The following is a 17533-nucleotide window of genomic DNA, read 5'->3' as shown; positions in this document are numbered from 1 at the left end:
TAGTATTTATTTGTTAAAACCAGAGGTTATATACACCACTCAGCACCTTATACAGAATTACCACAATAGCAATAACAATGATGCTGATGCTGCCCAGCAGAATCATTCTGCCCTGTTTGCTTCGCTTTTCCTCCACGGTGATTTCCGTAGGTTCGGGCTTTGCATTCGGGTCTGGTTCCACTTTTGTATTATTGATGAAGTCTACTGCGTTTACCAGATTCATATCATTTTCGTTCATCAACGGAGAATGTTTGGCGAATTTCACCAAGTCGGCAGTCTGGAACAAATACATCAAATCCTTGATAGATTCTTTGTCGTTGATTTCCTGTAGCTTATCAATAATTTCGGATGAAGTCATCTCCATAGCGTTAAAGCCGAATCGTTCTTCCATATAAGTGCGGAGTACATCCGTCAGCTCGGTATAATAGGTCTTCGGATCGGCTGTACGCAAGGTTTTGTCTCCCTTGATACGCTCTATTTCCTTCAACGCCTGCTGGTGTGGCGGCAACTTCGGTTCAATCTTGATCTTCTTGATGATAGGCTTGTTATCCTTGTAGCGTACAAACAGATAGTAAGCCAGTCCGCCCAAAGCAAGCATCAGCAAGGTAAGCCATACGATGGCCGATACGTCATCCCAGGTGATAGGTACTTCGCGAACGGTCTTCGGTCCGAAGAATTGTTCGGGATGCAGCGTGTCTACCGGAATGGAATATACTTTTACGGCCAATGCTTTGGACCGGTAAGGCTCTCCGTTTACCATCACCTCGAATGGGGGGAGATAGTAAAGTGCCGAGTCAAAAGAGGTTATTGTATATTCCTGTTTTATCAGCATACGTTTTCCATCGTTCAGCATCTGGGTATCAGGCTTGGCTATATCCAATATCTCCACTCCTTTTACCAATGTATCGCGCAGGAACGGAAGTTGCAGTTTTTGCTTGGCATCCATGCTGATTTCCAGCTTCACTTTAGCCTGTTCGCCAATGAGAAGTTGCAGCGAGTCAATGCTGGCGTCTACCGTAACCTGCTGTGCCTGTGCCTGTCCGGCTGTTATCAGCATAATTGCACAAACTCCAGCTTTCAAGAACTTTTTGCTAGTATTCAGTATATTCATATTCTTTAATTTCGTTTAGCAAATAAGTTAAGCAACGATTTCACATAATCCTGATCCGTGCGGATAGATACAGAGTCCACATTACTTTTGGTAAATGTTTCATTCAATACTCCCTGACGCTGTATCCACCAGTCATTATGTGCGCGACGCAAAGCTCGTGACGAGGTGTCAATCCATTGCTCGTGGCCGGTTTCGGCATCGCGTACTTTCATCAGTCCCACATCAGGTAACTCTGCCATGCGGCGGTCGTATACCTGGATAGCTACGATATCATGTTTCCGGTTGGCAATGGTCAAAGCATTGCGGAAGTCGTTTTCATCTATAAAGTCGCTTATCATAAAGGTGGTGCAACGTTTTTTAATTACGTTGGTCAGATATTCCACAGCTATCTTTATATCTGTACGCTTGCTTTCGGGCTTGAAATCAAGCAGTTCACGGATGATATAAAGAATATGTTTACGGCCTTTTTTAGGCGGAATGAATTTCTCAATCCGGTCTGAAAAGAAAATAACTCCGATTTTATCGTTATTTTGAATGGCCGAGAATGCCAATGTAGCGGCAATCTCGGTCACCATATCCTTCTTCAACTGCTTCACCGTACCGAAATCCAAGCTGTTCGAAACATCAATCAAGAGCATAACCGTCAATTCGCGCTCTTCTTCAAACACCTTGACAAAGGGTTTGTTGTAGCGGGCGGTTACGTTCCAGTCAATGTCACGTACGTCGTCACCATACTGATATTCACGTACTTCCGAGAATGACATACCTTTTCCCTTGAATGCAGAGTGATATTGTCCGGCAAAGATATTGTTCGAAAGTCCGCGTGTCTTGATCTCAATCTGGCGAACCCGTTTTAATAAATCACTTGTTTCCATACTGTTCGTACTATGTTGTTTATTTATCCGGTGCATCGGTTTCTGTTTTTTCTCCTATCGAGAATGGTTTTTCAAACGGATGCATTTGGTGTTCCACATGGGTGGAATGGCGGTCCCACCCATGTGGAACTCTGTACTCAACCTTTTGTTTCCAAGTCTTCTTACTAACTGTCAAGCAATTAAGAACTGCCTCAGAACACAATCCTTAGGGTACTTCCACTTTATTCAGGATTTTGCTTACAATTTCATCAGAAGACATGTTCATGGCTTCTGCTTCGTAAGTCAAGCCGATACGGTGGCGAAGCACATCGTGAGCAACTGCACGAACATCTTCGGGAATCACGTAACCGCGACGTTTGATGAATGCATAACTACGTGCTGCCAATGCCAGATTGATAGATGCACGCGGTGAACCACCGAAACCAATCATGTCTTTCAGTTCTTTCAAGTCATATTTTTCAGGGAAACGGGTTGCGAATACGATATCAGCGATGTATTGCTCTATCTTTTCGTCCAGATAGACTTGGCGCACCACTTTACGGGCTTCCATAATATCTGTTGCTTTCAGAATGGGGCGAACTTCGATTTTCTCTCCGGTGATATTTTGGCGGATGATTTTCTTTTCTTCTTCCAGTTTCGGATAGTCGATAATAACTTTCAGCATAAAACGGTCTACCTGGGCTTCGGGAAGCGGATAGGTACCTTCCTGTTCAATCGGGTTCTGAGTAGCCATTACAAGGAAAGGTTCGGGTAGCATAAAGGTTTCCTTGCTCAGTGTGACTTGACGTTCCTGCATGGCTTCCAGCAAAGCACTCTGTACTTTAGCCGGGGCACGGTTAATTTCATCGGCCAATACGAAATTTGCAAAAATCGGACCTTTCTTTGCTATGAATTGTTCGTCTTTCTGACTATAAATCATGGTACCGATAACGTCGGCGGGCAGCAAGTCCGGAGTAAACTGGATTCGGCTGTACTTGGCATCAATCAAAGATGCAAGCGTTTTGATCGCCAGAGTCTTTGCCAGACCCGGAACACCTTCCAACAGGATATGACCATCGGACAGTAAACCGATAAGTAATGATTCTACCAAATGTTTCTGACCTACAATAACCTGGTCCATACCAGTCATTAAGTTGGTTACGAACGCACTTTGTCTTTCAATTCGTTCGTTTAGTTCGCGAATGTCAATTGCTTCAGCCATAATTTTGTTTTTATTTAGTTGTTTCTTTATTGATCTAATAACGGGCTTGTAAATAGCCTTGTTCATTTAACGCAGCCAAAATTACGCTAATTAATTAACAGCGGCAACTAATTTTTATTAAAAAAGTAAAGTGCATCTCTACTTTTTAAAGGTTATTGGGCTAAAGAATTTTAAAATACAAAGATAAGGTTTGTAGAGTGAGAATATCAGTTGAACGCACTTTTTTTTACTTCTTGTATTTTGCCTGCTTTATTTATGCCGAAAGCAGGCAAAATGCAAGAAGGCTTATTTTTTAGGAGTTAGTTCAGGAATACGCAGAGTAGTCCCTATGGGTACTCTGTCGGCATCTTTAATGATGTTTTTATTATGTTTCACGATATAGGGCCATAGCTTTTTTGTACCATAGAATTTCACTGCTAATTTTACCAGACTCTCTCCTTCTTGTAATGTGTAATTAGTTTTAGTCCCTGTTATGTCATATTCTACAGTGTCGGCTAAAGTCTCTTTTGCAACATTTGCGGTTGTCGCAACGCCTGAACTCTTTTCCGTACTAGGAGATACAGTCTGTTGTGATTGACTGATGGTCTCTTTTCCGGCAACATTCGTCCATATGTTTGCGGTATCTTTACCTTGCATCAATGAGTCATTAACCGGAATTGCAGGAATATCCTCTTCCAATTGTTCTTGGGTGTTTTTTATTGTAGCCGGCGATTGTAAATCCGAAGTTTTATCTGATTGCAAATACCAATATATGCCACCTGCAATGCAGGCAATCAAAATGATAGCAAGAATAACTCCCTGGGAAACTCTGTTCTTTTTCTCTTCTGAGATTTCTTGTGTCTCTGTTGTTTCCTCTATCTTCTGTTCTTTTTCAAAATCAGAAGTAACAGGAGTTATTACTGTTTTCTCTGACGGGGTTGCCTCTTCTGACGCTATTGTTTCCAAGGATGTTTTTTCTTCACAAGCTTTACGAGCAGCCAGTATGGCTGCATCGGCGATAGTCATAACTTCTTCTTGAGGTTTGTCTGTTACCTCGTTTCCTTCTATTGTTTCTGCTAAAGGGGAAACCGTTTGGGGAACAGCTGTTTCAGCAACAATATCCTTTTCTGCTTCAGTGACAATATCTTCCGATTCTTTTTCCGGTTCTATAATTTGTATCTTTTCCTCTGTAATTTCAACAGAAGGTACAGGTTCTTCAATAATTGTTTCCTCAATAACCGGAGTAGTGTCTTCAGCGGCAATGGCATTCTCATTTGGAGAATCTTCTGTATTTTCCGCTTCTATGAACTCAACCTCTTTAGCCGCAATTGTTTGTTTAGGCTTAGGCGCGTTTCCGTCAAAGGTATCTTCCTCCTCTCCTTCTATTTCTGTTTCGGTATCTTCCAGTTTGGTGTTTTCATTTAATATAACCGTTTCAAAATGAGCGAATGGTTTATTTATTAAATCTTTCATACTGGAATCCGGAGTAAAAGATATTTTTGTATGGCCCTGTATTTCAATTCTTTCCCCCGTATTTACGTTTACACTTTCACGACTCTCCACCTCTGTAAGTTTAAACGTACCTAGTCCTTTAACCTTTACATACTTTTCAGTAACTAAAGCTTCCTCTATCAGTTCAAACATTCCTTTGACAAAGATTTCAGCATCTTTTTTAGTCATGCTGTGTTTCTCAGCCAAAAGTTCGATGATATCTTGTATGGTTACTTTCTCGCTCATGATAATATTATAAATAAGGGCTATTTTATTTAAACTTTTCTTTTAAAGTTACACTGGGTTTGTAAGTCAGCACTAACTTGGGGGGAATCAGCATACGTTGTTGAGTAGCCGGGTTGATAGAAATTCTTTCCAGCTTTTTCTTAACCTCAAACGTACCAAATCCCTGGATTGCAATGTTGTTGCCATCTTGCAATTCCTGGGTCATAACACCAATGACTGAGGATACCAATTGTGATGTATCTTTATTCGTATATCCTAGTTTACGTGATAATTCAGATATAAATTCTTTGTTATTCAAAGCTTAAAGTGTTAATTTGGTTGCTATATTAGTAAAAAAACAAACATTATCCAAACTTTATAAGGGCAAAGGTCTATAAAATGCTGGCGTATAGGTCGAAATCATCAGCGGCTGTAATTTTCACTTTATAGAATTCACCTATTTTTAAGTACTCCTCATCAGCTTTTATCAAGACCTCAGGATCTACCTCGGGAGAGTCAAACTGGGTTCTGCCTATGTAGTAATCTCCTTCCTTCCGGTCTATAATGACTTTAAATTCTTTACCTATTTTCGTTTGGCTCAGTTCGCCGGCTATTTCCTGCTGAAGTGCCATTAATTCATCCAAACGCTGTTGTTTCACTTCATGAGAAATGGAATCTTCGTATTCTTTAGCGGCGAATGTTCCTTCTTCTTCCGAGTAAGCGAAGGCTCCCATCCGGTCGAATCGTACTTTTTTGACGAATTCTTTTAATTCTTCAAAATCTTCTTCAGTCTCACCGGGATGTCCTACCATTAATGTTGTACGTAAGTGAATACCGGGTACTTCCCGACGGAATTTTTCGATTAATTCGTAGGTTTCCGCTTTACTTACATGCCGGCGCATTTTATTCAGCATATTGTCACTAATGTGTTGCAAGGCAATATCCATATATTTGCATACATTATCGTGTTCGCGCATAACACGGAATAATTCTTCCGGAAAATGGGCCGGATATGCATAGTGTAAACGTATCCATTCTACACCGGGAACATTGGCGATTCTTTCGATGAGTTCGGGTAATTTCTGACTTTTATATAAATCTACGCCGTAGTAAGTCAATTCTTGGGCTATAATTTGGAACTCTTTTACTCCTTCGGATACAAGTAGTTTCACTTCATCAATAATCTCCTCCATCGGCCGTGAAATGTGGCGTCCTGTAATAATAGGAATGGCGCAATAAGAGCATTTACGGTCACAGCCTTCTGATATTTTCAGATAAGCGTAGTGATGGGGTGTGGTTAATGTCCGTTCAATGGCAAATTCCGACTTGTATGCTTTGCCTAAATCTGCCAGCAACTCATTCCAGTTAAACTTACCATAGAATTTATCTACTTGAGGAATTTCCAATGCCAATTCTTTTAGATATCTTTCTGAAAGGCAGCCCATCACATATAGTTTTTTGAGCTTCCCTTCTTCTTTGGCCTGACAAAATTCCAATATCATATTGATCGATTCCTCTTTGGCATCACCGATGAAACCACATGTATTAATAACTGCGATTTCTCCTTGCGGTTTGTCGGAATCGTGAGTTACTTTATAACCGTTTGCTTCCAGCTGACGCATCAGCTTTTCTGAGTCTACTAAGTTTTTGGAACACCCTAAGGTGATGATATCTATTGTGTTACGTTTCATTTATTATTCAGTCTCTCCAAATAGTGAGTCTACAAATTCTTTTTTGCGGAATACCTGCATGTCTTCAATGCCTTCGCCCAATCCAATATATTTTACGGGAATCTTGAACTGCTCTGAGATGCCAATTACAACGCCCCCTTTGGCTGTTCCGTCCAATTTGGTAATTGCCATAGCAGTAACTTCTGTCGCCAAAGTAAACTGTTTGGCTTGTTCAAATGCATTTTGACCGGTAGAACCGTCTAAAACCAATAATACTTCGTGAGGTGCGTCCGCAACAACTTTCTTCATCACATTCTTGATTTTAGTAAGCTCGTTCATCAAACCTACTTTATTGTGAAGTCGGCCTGCGGTATCAATGATTACTACATCTGCATTATTAGCTACGGCGGAACTTAAGGTATCAAAAGCTACAGATGCGGGATCTGATCCCATTTTCTGTTTAATAACAGGCACTCCTACTCTTTCTCCCCAAATATCCAATTGTTCTACGGCGGCAGCACGGAATGTATCAGCGGCACCCAAATAGACGGTTTTGCCCGCCTTCTTAAATTGATATGCCAATTTACCAATGGTTGTGGTTTTACCCACACCGTTTACACCTACCACCATGATGACATAGGGCTTCTTACCTTCCGGAACAGTGAAATCATCCGAATCCACCGTGTTATTTTCAGTCAATAATGCCGCTATCTCTTCACGGAGAATCTTGTTCAGTTCCTGAGTGTTTACATATTTATCTTTGGCAACTCTTTCTTCAATGCGTTTGATGATATTCAGAGTTGTTTCAACGCCTACATCCGAAGTGATAAGCACTTCTTCCAGATTATCCAATACTTCATCGTCTACTTTTGATTTACCCGCTACGGCACGGGCAATCTTACTGAATACACTTTCTTTGGTTTTGGACAATCCTTTGTCTAAAGTTTCCTTCTTTTCTTTTGAGAAAAAATTAAAAAATCCCATATTGGAGTCTGATTTATCTGTTTATGCTACAAAGATATAACTAATCTCTTACACGGACAAAAAAAAGTGTCACAATGATTGGTCATAATGTATTATGATGATAACATTGTGGTATAAAAAAAGTTCCTTCCATAATATATGAAAGGAACTTTCCACCAGTCATTCCGACTGAATTATTTCTTGAAAAAGTCTTGAACTTTTTCGTTAGGTACCATTTGCTCATCGAAGATGTAAGCTCCTGTTTTCGGAGATTTAACCATCTTGATAACCTTAGTATAAGAACGTCCTTCTTTACCTGTCTGAAGGGTTGCGACTGTTTTCTTTGCCATGGGTTATAATTATTTAATTTCTTTGTGAACTGTTACTCTTTTCAAAATAGGATTGTACTTCTTAAGCTCCAATCTTTCAGTGGTATTTTTTCTGTTTTTTGTTGTAATGTAACGAGAAGTTCCCGGCATACCACTATCCTTCATTTCTGTGCATTCAAGGATTACCTGTACTCTATTACCTTTAGCCTTCTTTGCCATAGTCTATCTCTCCTTTTTAATTAACCAATAATTTTGATGCTTTTCCAATCACAATAGCCTTTGGTTACCGCTTCATTCAGCGCTGCATCCAGGCCTTTTTTATTAATCACACGTAAGCCGTTAGCGCAGATGTTCAGGCTAATCCAGCAATCTTGTTCTACATAGTAGAATTTCTTAGTAAACAAGTTCACATCAAAAGTTCTTTTGGTTCTTCTCTTAGAGTGTGAAACATTGTTGCCAATCATGGCTTTCTTTCCGGTAATTTGACAAATCTTCGACATTGCTATCTTATTTTTATAGTTTTTTTCAATACTTATTTCAAACGGAGTGCAAAATAAGCACTTTTATTTGTATAAAACAAGAGTTTTTGCAAATAATTCTGCAATTACTGCTCATTTTCTTCGTTTTGGAACAACTTTCGAAGCAGTTGCAGTGCATTTTGGGTTGCATTTGCAATGTTTTTGTTTCTTCCTTCGTCGCCTTCCAATTTCAGTGTAATCACTTTGTCTTTACATCCGGCAGCAATCCAAATGGTACCTACCGGCTTGTCGGGAGTACCTCCTGTGGGCCCTGCGATACCTGAAGTTGCTACAGCACAATCAGAATTCATCGATTTCATCGCTCCTTTTACCATTTCGATAACGGTTTCTTCACTTACAGCTCCGTGAGTTTCTAAAGTTTCGTGGTTTACCCCTAACAGACTTTCCTTTATTTCGTTGGAATAGGCGATAATTCCACCTTTAAAGAATTGTGAACTTCCGGCAACGGCTGTAATAGCGGCCGCCACACTTCCTGCCGTGCAACTCTCGGCAGTAACGAGTGTCAGGCCCTCTCTCCAAAACAAATCGTTAATCTCTTTACTTAAAAATTTACCTTCTACTGACATGTTGAAAACGGTTTTTTAATATTAAATAGTTACCCGTGAATAAGCGGGCTTGTCTATAGTGCAAAAATCATTGTCCAGATACTTGTAATAACCGGTAATTGCGATCATTGCGGCATTATCCGTAGTAAAGCTGAACTTCGGGATATAGATATTCCAACCATATTTCCCGGCATGCTCGCGGAATGAGTTACGAAGCCCGTTGTTGGCTGATACCCCTCCGGCTACTGCCACTTCATTTATCTTGAGATTTTTGGCTGCTTTTCTCAGCTTGTCCATCAAAATATCTACAATGGTCGCTTCCAATGAAGCAGCCAAGTCGTTTTTATGATGTTCGATGAAATCGGGATCTTCTTTCAACCAGTCACGCAAAGAGTATAGGAAAGAAGTCTTTAATCCGCTGAAACTATAGTTATAGTCCGGAATATGTGGTTTACTGAAAGTGAACGCTTTTGGATTGCCTTGACGTGCCAGTTTATCAATGATAGGACCTCCGGGATAACCTAAGCCCATTACTTTAGAACATTTGTCGATAGCTTCTCCTGCTGCATCGTCAATAGTTTGTCCCAAAACTTCCATGTCATTATAGGCCTTTACCAATATTATCTGTGAGTTTCCTCCTGACACCAGCAGGCACAAGAAAGGGAATTTAGGTTGGTTGTTGTCTTCTTCCGATTCTTTAATGAAATGGGCTAACACATGGGCTTGCAGGTGGTTAACATCAATCATTGGTATATTCAATGAACGTGCGAAACCTTTCGCAAAAGATACTCCGACCAGTAATGATCCCATCAAGCCGGGTCCTCGGGTGAATGCAACGGCGCTTAGTTGCTCCTTGGTAACTCCTGCCCTTTTTAAGGCTTCGTGCACCACCGGTACAATGTTTTGTTGATGGGCACGTGACGCCAATTCGGGAACCACCCCTCCGTAAGCTTCGTGAACAGCCTGGCTGGACACTACGTTGGACAACAATACGCCATTCTTGATAACTGCGGCTGATGTGTCGTCACAGGAAGATTCTATACCTAATATAATTGTATCCATATTTCTATACCTTATTATATATATTAATGTGTCAGAATTTCAAGTCCGTTATCTGTCATAACGAAAGTATGTTCCCACTGTGCAGACGGCTGTTCGTCTTCGGTGACTACAGTCCAGCCATCTTCCTCATCAATGAAGACTTCCCATGTTCCCATATTGATCATTGGTTCAATGGTAAAAACCATTCCCGGCACCAATAGCATACCAGTTCCTTTTTTCCCGAAATGTTCTACATCCGGTTCTTCATGGAACTCTATGCCTACTCCGTGTCCGCAGAGATCACGCACTACTGAGAATCCATTTTTTTTAGCATGTTTTTCAATTGCATGTCCTATGTCCCCTACAAAACCAAATGGTTTCGCAGCTTCCATGCCTATCTCCAGACATTCTTTAGCTACTCGTACCAGTTTTTCTTTTTGAGGTGTGGTTTTTCCAATGGTAAACATACGCGATGCATCGGCATAATAACCATCAAGAATGGTAGTACAATCCACATTGATGATATCTCCTTCTTCCAGAATATCGAATTCATTGGGAATACCGTGACAAACAACCTCATTGATAGAGGTGCAGCAACTTTTGGGAAAACCGTCATAACCTAAGGTTGCAGGAATGCCACCGTGATCTTTCGTATATTCATAAACCAGCTTGTCTATTTCCAATGTGCTCATGCCTGCATGGATCTCATGTTCTACAAGGTCTAGCACTCCGGTATTGACAATACCGCTACGGCGTATTCCTTCAATCTGTTCCGGTGTCTTGATCAGTTCACGTGAAGGTACTAAATGACCTCTATCTTGATAATAGAGAACCTTTTTATCTAACTCTGTGAGTTCCATACCTTTGGGAACTCTCCAGTTTATTTTATTTCTTTTCATATCAAAGGATTAATTGACTTACAAAGTTAGAGGAAATATTTGTAAAAATGGCTCATCCGGCAATAAATATCTTCATAAAAAGAGAATTTACATGAAATTTGACAGAAACAAATGTTAAATAATCATGTCTTTTACATGAATTTTATGTAGGAGAGTCTATTTTATTTTAATAAAAGGTTATATTTACCGCAAAAAACTAAGCATTCTATTATTAACTTCTTTAATTGAACATCAAAATGGATAAACATCAAATTGGAGTAAACGCAGGAAAAGTTTGGAAACTGCTGAATGACAATAAACGGTGGAGTTATTGTGATTTAAAAAGAGCTTCAGAATTGTCTGACAGAGATTTGAATGCAGCTATAGGTTGGCTGGCCAGAGAGAATAAAATAGACTTTGAATGTTCTAACGGAGACGATTGCCTGTTTCTGAGCGTCAATGTTTATATTGGCTGAATACGAGAAACAGATAATTATGTGGGGCCAAAACTTTCATAATTATCTGTTTTCTTTTTTTAATCAACTTTTCTAATCACTTTGGCCGGATTACCTACAGCAACGGAATTGTCGGGAATGTCTTTAGTTACGACACTTCCGGCTCCGATAATACAGCGATGACCTATTTTTACTCCGGGACAAAGAATAGCTCCTCCTCCTATCCAGCAATCTTCTCCGATAGTTACGGGATATGCATACTCTTTGGGTTCGCGTCGGGTTATGTAATCTACCGGATGATGTGGAGTATAGATCTGTACATTGGGCCCTATCAATGTATGTGCTCCTATGGTGATATATCCACCATCTAAAAATGTACAGTTGGCATTCACAAAGACATGCTCTCCTAAGCGGATGCCGTGTCCATGATCACAGTAAAATGGTGGACAGATGACAGAAGTGGAAGGGATACCCGGCACTAATTCTTCCAGCACTTCCCTGAAACCATCATCGTATGTACTCATCATCCGTAATTGGGCCACTAGTTTTTTGGCGTATATGAAACTGGCCTGTATTTCCGGTTTCTCCATATCGGCCAGCTGACTGTTACGCATTTTGTCTATCTCGTTCATAATTAAAGGGCTTTAAGATTTTGCCTCAAATGTAGGATTTGTTTTCCGTTCTGCCAAATATACACCACACAAGATAAGAAAACAGCCGGTAAGGGCTATCCAAGTTATCTTTTCATTAATAATGACCGCTGAAGTAAGAAGAGTTACCAAAGGGACGATATAAATATAGTTTGTACTTTTTACGGCTCCCAATTCCTTGACACAAGCATTCCAGGCTATGAAGCAGAGCATGGAGGCGACAAATCCCAAAAAGAGGAGATTTCCAAACACGATGGGTTGCATCATCAAGATATTGTCCCAATTTAACGGACGGAATAAAAACATGGGCAGAATGGTCAGCACTCCGTAGAAGAATACTTTACGGGTAATGAATACGATAGAATAATGATTATCCAATTGTTTGAGAATAAGGCAATAAAATGCCCACATCAATGCAGCGGTCAGTGAAAGAATATCTCCCAAAGGATTAATTTTCAGAATGAAACTGCCGTTGAAAACAACCAGCCCCACTCCTATCAAAGCCATGATCGATCCGTAAACAAGATGGCGGGTGAAAGGTTCTTTTCTTCTGAACAAATAAGAAAGCAGTGTGGTCAGAACAGGTGATGTGCATACTATCAGAGACACGTTGGAGGCTAATGTGATACCGAGAGCCGTATTTTCAGTAATGAAATAAATAGTTCCTCCACATAATCCGGCCAATAAAAGTAACAATTCATCTTTTACTCTGTTGGCAAATAGTTTTTTATAAGAAATACACCACATGCAAAGATAGGCCAGAGTGAAACGATAAAAGAAGATGTCGGAAGGACTTAATCCATGTTGGATTAGAATCTTAGTAGAAACAAAAGTAGTTCCCCAGATAGCTACAGTGATTATTGCCATTAAGTGATAGACGAACCTTGATTTGATAACATTCATAATTTATATGTGTTTTATTATGTTGCAAAGATAGGTTTTGTTTTCGAGAAACTTATCAAAATATATGGCATAGTTGAGCTGATACAAAGTTCGTTTGTTTTCTCACTTACCTTGGGCGCGGCCCTCAAGGTAAGTGAGATATTTCTATTTCCGGGGAATCCAGGAATCTACCAGCTCCTGATGTTCTTTTACCCATTTTTCCGCTCCTTCTTTTTCATTATATTCATTTTGTGATACATCATCCAGCAGGCTGCTGATTTCTTCGGTGCTCAGATGTATGTTTTCTATCAGTTTTGCCACAAACGGGTGTTGCTCACCAAATCCTTTGCGGGCAATGGCCGTAATTGTTTCCGCTTTACCAAAAATACCTTTCGGGTCCTCCAGAAATTTTAATTTAAAGCGGGTGAACATCCAATGGGGAGTCCATCCCGTCACCACAATCCATTGATGCTCGTCAACGGCTCTTTTTAGTACTGCGGTCATGGCCGGTCCGCTAGACTCCAGCAATTTGTAATCCAGATTGTATTTTTCTATGGCCATATCTGTAGCATGCATAATCCCTGCACCGGCATCAATGCCGATAATCTCGCCTCCGAATTTTTCTTTGTTGGCATTTAATTGCTCAATGGAATGAATGTCCACATAATCGGGGACTACCAGACCGATACGGGCATCCGGATAGATCTTGCCTAAGATTTCCAGATTCTTTCCGTATTGTTTCATATAATCGGCCTGTGTAGCCGGTAACCAAGCATCCATCAGCAAATCTACTTTGCCACGGGCCATTGTTGCATAGATAGGAGCCGGATCGGCATTCTTTAAAACGACATGATAACCTTGTTGTTCAAGAATCACTTCCGTCAAATAGGTCAGGGCGATGCCGTCGTCCCAGTTTATGTATCCAATGCTTATTGTCTTATCATCTTTTTTCCCGCTGCAAGAGGCAAGCAGCAGGAGGAAAGACAAAAAATATAGTATTTTCTTCATGCTTATTTCCCTTTCTTTTGTTTTCCAAGTCCTTGTGTTATTCTATCCAGAATGATGGCCAGGATGACTACTGCGATACCGCCTTCGAAACCTAAACCTATTTTCATCTGCGTGATACCTTTCAGTACGATTTCCCCTAACCCTCCGGCTGCAATCATAGCGGCAATGACCACCATGGAGAGCGACATCAGGATTGTCTGGTTTATACCGGTCATGATAGTGGGCAATGCCAGCGGTAATTGTACCTTGAATAATAATTGCATAGGTGTCGCACCAAAAGAGCGCGAAGCTTCTACAACATTCTTCGGTACTTGCTTGATACCCAGGCTGGTCAGACGCACTACGGGAGGCATGGCAAAAATAATGGTGGCAAAGGCTCCCGGAACGGTTCCCAGCCCGAAAAAGAGTACGGCAGGAATCAGATAGACGAAAGCAGGCATCGTTTGCATCAGGTCGAGGATAGGATGCAGAATTTTATCACATCGTTTGCTGTTTGCGCTCCATATTCCCAAGGGAAGTCCCATGATAAGAGCGATGATGGTAGACGAAAGCACCAATGCTAAAGTCTGCATGGTTTCGTTCCAAAATCCCATTCCCCAAATCAGCAATAATCCTAAAATGGTAAAAATGCTGACTCCTTTTCCCGATTTATACCAAGCCAGGATGGCCAGCAATGCTATTGTTACATAAAAAGGTATCCACATCAATATGTTTTGGAACCCATCTATGAACCCGCCTATTCCAACATTGATGGCGTCGAAAAGAGGGGCAAAGTTTTCTGTGAGCCAGTTGATGGCTGTTTCTATATATTTTCCTATGTTTATCATAATTCGATAGCGTTTTGAATAAGTTCATTAATTTCTTCTTTATCTTTTCCGGTCATCTCTACTACGATGGACGATAGAGGAACCAAGCCTTTCAGTTCGCGTTCTTCATTCACCACATAAATGGGAGAATTGGTTTTCGTGATTAAGGGAAGCAGATCCTCAATCTTTGTGTCCTCCGTAACGGAATGTACTTCACTTTGTACGGCTTCCTGGATTGATTTTATACCTTTACGCCGAAGAATGGCGGCACTTTCCAATGTAATCTCTCCTATCAGCTTGTCATTTTCATCTATCACAGGAAGCACGGTAATATCTCTTTCTTTCATCTTTCTGATCAGAACCTCGGGACCTTCTTTACGCAGACGGGCTACGGCGGGACGGGTTATCATAATACTTCCTGCCGTTATGATTTTGCTCCGGTCCACATTTTCTACAAATCTTGCCACATAGTCATTGGCCGGTTCAGTTAAAATTTCTTCTGAAGTTCCGACTTGCACCACTTCTCCATCTCTCATAATGGCAATGCGGTCACCCAGTTTAATTGCTTCGCTCAAATCATGCGTGATAAAGACGATGGTCTTTTTCATTTTGGACTGCAGTGCCAGCATTTCATCTTGCATTTGTACGCGGATCAATGGGTCCAGAGCGGAAAAGGCTTCATCCATCAGTAATATTTCCGGATCATTTGCCAAAGCGCGTGCCAATCCCACACGTTGCTGCATTCCGCCGGAAAGTTGTCCGACCATCTGATTCTGATATCCTTTCAGCCCGACTATTTCCATACTCTTCATGGCTTTTTTCTCACGTTCCTGTTTGGGAACTCCTTGGAGTTCGAGCCCGAATGCAATATTGCTTAAAACACTGCGATGAGGTAACAAACCAAAATTTTGGAACACCATAGCTATTTCCCGGCGGCGCATTTCCAGCAATTCCTTATCAGATGCGGCAGTAATGTCTGTTCCATTAATCAGTACTTGTCCTTTTGTGGGTTTGATTAACCGGTTTATGCAGCGCAATAAAGTTGATTTGCCACTGCCCGACAGTCCCATGATTACGAAGAACTCTCCTTCTTTGATTGTCAGATTGGCGTTTTTAACTGCTACAGTACAATTAGTCGCCTTTAAAATTTCATTTTTGCTTTTTCTTTCTTTCAACATCCGGAACGCTTTCTGCTTTTCCGGACCGAAAACAAGATACAAGTCTTTTATTTCTATTTTGTTCATAGTCTATAATAGTTTAAATTAATTAAGAATAGGGAGGAATTGACGGAAGTAAATTGAGATGTCGTCCGGTATATTTAACGAAACAAAATATAAAAAGGTTCATTATAAGATGAGTTTTATTGATCAGTAAATATGTTTTTTTACAGCTTGTTATTGTTTACTCCCTACGGGAGTGGTTCAGAAAGTCCGAGATTAAAAAAAGCTAATCAGAAAGCGTTTTCTATAAAACAGAAATTAAGTATTATCCTTTTGTCGAGCGTTCATTTTATTCTATCTTTGTCACGCAAAACAGAATAAATATATGGATAGTATTTTAATTATTGATGATGAACCGCAAATACGCAAACTTCTTTCGCGTATGATGGAATTGGAAGGTTACGAAGTATTCCAGGCAGCCGATTGCCAGTCTACATTGAAACAACTTAAGTTACATAATCCCCAAGTGGTGTTGTGTGATGTGTTTTTGCCGGACGGCAATGGAGTGGATATGGTTACAACCATCAAAAAACTCTATCCAGAATTGGAGGTGATACTTTTGACCGCCCACGGTAACATTCCGGATGGTGTGCAGGCAATCAAGAATGGAGCCTTTGATTATATCACCAAAGGGGATGATAATAATAAAATTATTCCGTTAATCAGCCGGGCTATGGCTCAGGCTAAAAAGAATGTAGGAGAAAAAGTGAAAACAGAAGAGACCCAAAGTTTCTCTTTTGACGCTATAAAAGGGAAGTCGGAGGGTATGCAACAAGCCGTAGCATTGGCCCGAAAGGTTTCGGCAACGGATGTTACAGTCTTGCTGACCGGAGAAACAGGCACGGGGAAAGAGGTCTTTGCACAAGCCATCCATCGCAACAGTCTTCGCAAAGAGAATGCTTTTGTGGCTGTAAACTGTTCTGCTTTTAGCAAAGATCTGCTTGAAAGCGAGATATTCGGTCATAAAGCCGGTTCGTTTACCGGAGCGATGAAAGATAAGAAGGGGCTGTTCGAAGTGGCCGATAACGGAACCATCTTTTTGGATGAAATAGGTGAAATGGCTTTCGAGCTGCAAGCCAAATTACTTCGTGTGCTCGAAGCGGGAGAGTACATCAAGATAGGCGACACGAAACCGACGAAAGTGAATGTCCGCGTTATCTCCGCCACCAATCGGGACCTGAAAAAAGAAATAGAACAAGGTAATTTCCGTGAAGATCTTTATTATCGTCTTTCTGTTTTTCAGATACACCTCCCTCCTCTTCGTGAGCGCAAAGAAGACATCGAACTTTTGGCGGAAAGCTTTATCCAACTCTTTTCAAAGAAACTGGGGAAACAGGTGGAAGGGATGGCTCCGGAGTTCTTGAAAGCTTTGAAAGCTGCCGACTGGAGAGGAAATATCCGTGAATTGCGAAACGTGATAGAACGCAGCATGATTGTCTGCGACAAACAGCTCACCTTACAAGATCTTCCCATTGAAATACAGAATGCCCGGCAGGAAGATTATTCCGGCAAGAATTATTCGGAGTTTGAACTGGCCGCTATGGAAAAACGTCATATTGCTAAAGTTCTGCAACATACTAAAGGAAACAAGACCGAGGCTTCACGTTTATTGAAAATAGGTTTGACTACTTTATATAGAAAGATAGAGGAATACGGTATTTAGTT

20 protein-coding genes are annotated in these 17533 nt (G+C 40.8%); 2 read left to right on the top strand and 18 right to left on the bottom strand.

The window, feature by feature from the left end:
• Positions 1-13 precede the first annotated feature (13 nt).
• From BVU_RS16530 to map, 13 genes are all read right to left on the bottom strand, one after another.
• On the bottom strand, positions 14-1111 hold the full coding sequence (locus BVU_RS16530) for a BatD family protein (RefSeq protein WP_005841307.1): 1098 nt from the start codon (positions 1109-1111) through the stop codon (positions 14-16).
• A gap of 5 nt (positions 1112-1116) precedes the next feature.
• Positions 1117-1986, bottom strand: a complete 870-nt coding sequence (locus BVU_RS16525) for a DUF58 domain-containing protein (RefSeq protein WP_012055625.1) — start codon at positions 1984-1986, stop codon at positions 1117-1119.
• Positions 1987-2191: 205 nt separating this feature from the next.
• Positions 2192-3187, bottom strand: a complete 996-nt coding sequence (locus BVU_RS16520; RefSeq protein ID WP_005841303.1) for an AAA family ATPase — start codon at positions 3185-3187, stop codon at positions 2192-2194.
• Positions 3188-3472: 285 nt separating this feature from the next.
• Complete coding sequence (locus tag BVU_RS16515; RefSeq protein ID WP_012055624.1) at positions 3473-4903, bottom strand: HU family DNA-binding protein; 1431 nt, start codon at positions 4901-4903, stop codon at positions 3473-3475.
• A gap of 25 nt (positions 4904-4928) precedes the next feature.
• Entirely contained in the window at positions 4929-5201 is a 273-nt protein-coding gene (locus BVU_RS16510; protein ID WP_005841299.1) for an HU family DNA-binding protein, read from the bottom strand.
• Between the two features lie 73 nt (positions 5202-5274).
• Positions 5275-6573, bottom strand: coding sequence for a 30S ribosomal protein S12 methylthiotransferase RimO (rimO, locus tag BVU_RS16505; protein ID WP_012055623.1), 1299 nt, complete (start codon positions 6571-6573; stop codon positions 5275-5277).
• A gap of 3 nt (positions 6574-6576) precedes the next feature.
• Positions 6577-7536 (bottom strand): signal recognition particle-docking protein FtsY, encoded by a 960-nt coding sequence (gene ftsY / locus BVU_RS16500; RefSeq protein WP_005852483.1) that lies wholly within the window; start codon positions 7534-7536, stop codon positions 6577-6579.
• Between the two features lie 173 nt (positions 7537-7709).
• A complete protein-coding gene (locus tag BVU_RS21810) occupies positions 7710-7865 on the bottom strand; it encodes a DUF4295 domain-containing protein (RefSeq protein WP_005841293.1) in 156 nt (51 codons plus the stop codon).
• A 9-nt stretch (positions 7866-7874) separates the two neighbouring features.
• A complete protein-coding gene (gene rpmG / locus BVU_RS16495; RefSeq protein ID WP_005841291.1) occupies positions 7875-8063 on the bottom strand; it encodes a 50S ribosomal protein L33 in 189 nt (62 codons plus the stop codon).
• A gap of 20 nt (positions 8064-8083) precedes the next feature.
• Entirely contained in the window at positions 8084-8344 is a 261-nt protein-coding gene (gene rpmB, locus BVU_RS16490; RefSeq protein ID WP_005841284.1) for a 50S ribosomal protein L28, read from the bottom strand.
• Positions 8345-8448: 104 nt separating this feature from the next.
• Complete coding sequence (locus tag BVU_RS16485; protein ID WP_005841281.1) at positions 8449-8949, bottom strand: CinA family protein; 501 nt, start codon at positions 8947-8949, stop codon at positions 8449-8451.
• A 21-nt stretch (positions 8950-8970) separates the two neighbouring features.
• Positions 8971-9990: a tRNA (adenosine(37)-N6)-threonylcarbamoyltransferase complex transferase subunit TsaD gene (gene tsaD / locus BVU_RS16480; protein WP_005841268.1), complete on the bottom strand. Its 1020-nt coding sequence runs from the start codon at positions 9988-9990 to the stop codon at positions 8971-8973.
• Positions 9991-10013: 23 nt separating this feature from the next.
• Positions 10014-10868 carry a type I methionyl aminopeptidase gene (map, locus tag BVU_RS16475; RefSeq protein ID WP_005852479.1) on the bottom strand — a complete coding sequence of 285 codons (855 nt, stop codon included), beginning with the start codon at positions 10866-10868 and terminating at the stop codon, positions 10014-10016.
• A 236-nt stretch (positions 10869-11104) separates the two neighbouring features.
• Here map and BVU_RS16470 point away from each other — a divergent pair, with 236 nt between their 5' ends.
• Positions 11105-11323 carry a winged helix-turn-helix domain-containing protein gene (locus BVU_RS16470; RefSeq protein WP_005841264.1) on the top strand — a complete coding sequence of 73 codons (219 nt, stop codon included), beginning with the start codon at positions 11105-11107 and terminating at the stop codon, positions 11321-11323.
• Positions 11324-11382: 59 nt separating this feature from the next.
• Here the strand turns inward: BVU_RS16470 and BVU_RS16465 are convergent, their stop codons facing one another.
• The 5 genes from BVU_RS16465 to BVU_RS16445 all read right to left on the bottom strand — a co-directional run bounded on the left by BVU_RS16465 (position 11383) and on the right by BVU_RS16445 (position 15892).
• Positions 11383-11934: a sugar O-acetyltransferase gene (locus BVU_RS16465; protein ID WP_012055622.1), complete on the bottom strand. Its 552-nt coding sequence runs from the start codon at positions 11932-11934 to the stop codon at positions 11383-11385.
• Between the two features lie 12 nt (positions 11935-11946).
• The gene (locus tag BVU_RS16460) at positions 11947-12855 is read right to left on the bottom strand and encodes a DMT family transporter (protein WP_012055621.1); all 909 of its coding nucleotides are present in this window, start codon (positions 12853-12855) and stop codon (positions 11947-11949) included.
• Between the two features lie 144 nt (positions 12856-12999).
• Positions 13000-13842, bottom strand: coding sequence for a glycine betaine ABC transporter substrate-binding protein (locus BVU_RS16455; RefSeq protein WP_012055620.1), 843 nt, complete (start codon positions 13840-13842; stop codon positions 13000-13002).
• Positions 13843-13844: 2 nt separating this feature from the next.
• Positions 13845-14669, bottom strand: a complete 825-nt coding sequence (locus BVU_RS16450; RefSeq protein WP_005841255.1) for an ABC transporter permease — start codon at positions 14667-14669, stop codon at positions 13845-13847.
• Positions 14666-15892, bottom strand: coding sequence for a quaternary amine ABC transporter ATP-binding protein (locus BVU_RS16445; protein WP_005852472.1), 1227 nt, complete (start codon positions 15890-15892; stop codon positions 14666-14668). The genes BVU_RS16450 and BVU_RS16445 overlap by 4 nt, the downstream gene beginning before the upstream one ends.
• 301 nt (positions 15893-16193) lie before the next feature.
• Here BVU_RS16445 and BVU_RS16440 point away from each other — a divergent pair, with 301 nt between their 5' ends.
• Positions 16194-17531, top strand: a complete 1338-nt coding sequence (locus tag BVU_RS16440; RefSeq protein WP_005841250.1) for a sigma-54-dependent transcriptional regulator — start codon at positions 16194-16196, stop codon at positions 17529-17531.
• Positions 17532-17533 lie beyond the last annotated feature (2 nt).

Origin of the sequence: Phocaeicola vulgatus ATCC 8482, assembly GCF_000012825.1 — a bacterium.
Taxonomy (GTDB): Bacteria; Bacteroidota; Bacteroidia; order Bacteroidales; family Bacteroidaceae; genus Phocaeicola; species Phocaeicola vulgatus.
This window is presented reverse-complemented; position numbering and strand designations above follow the sequence as displayed.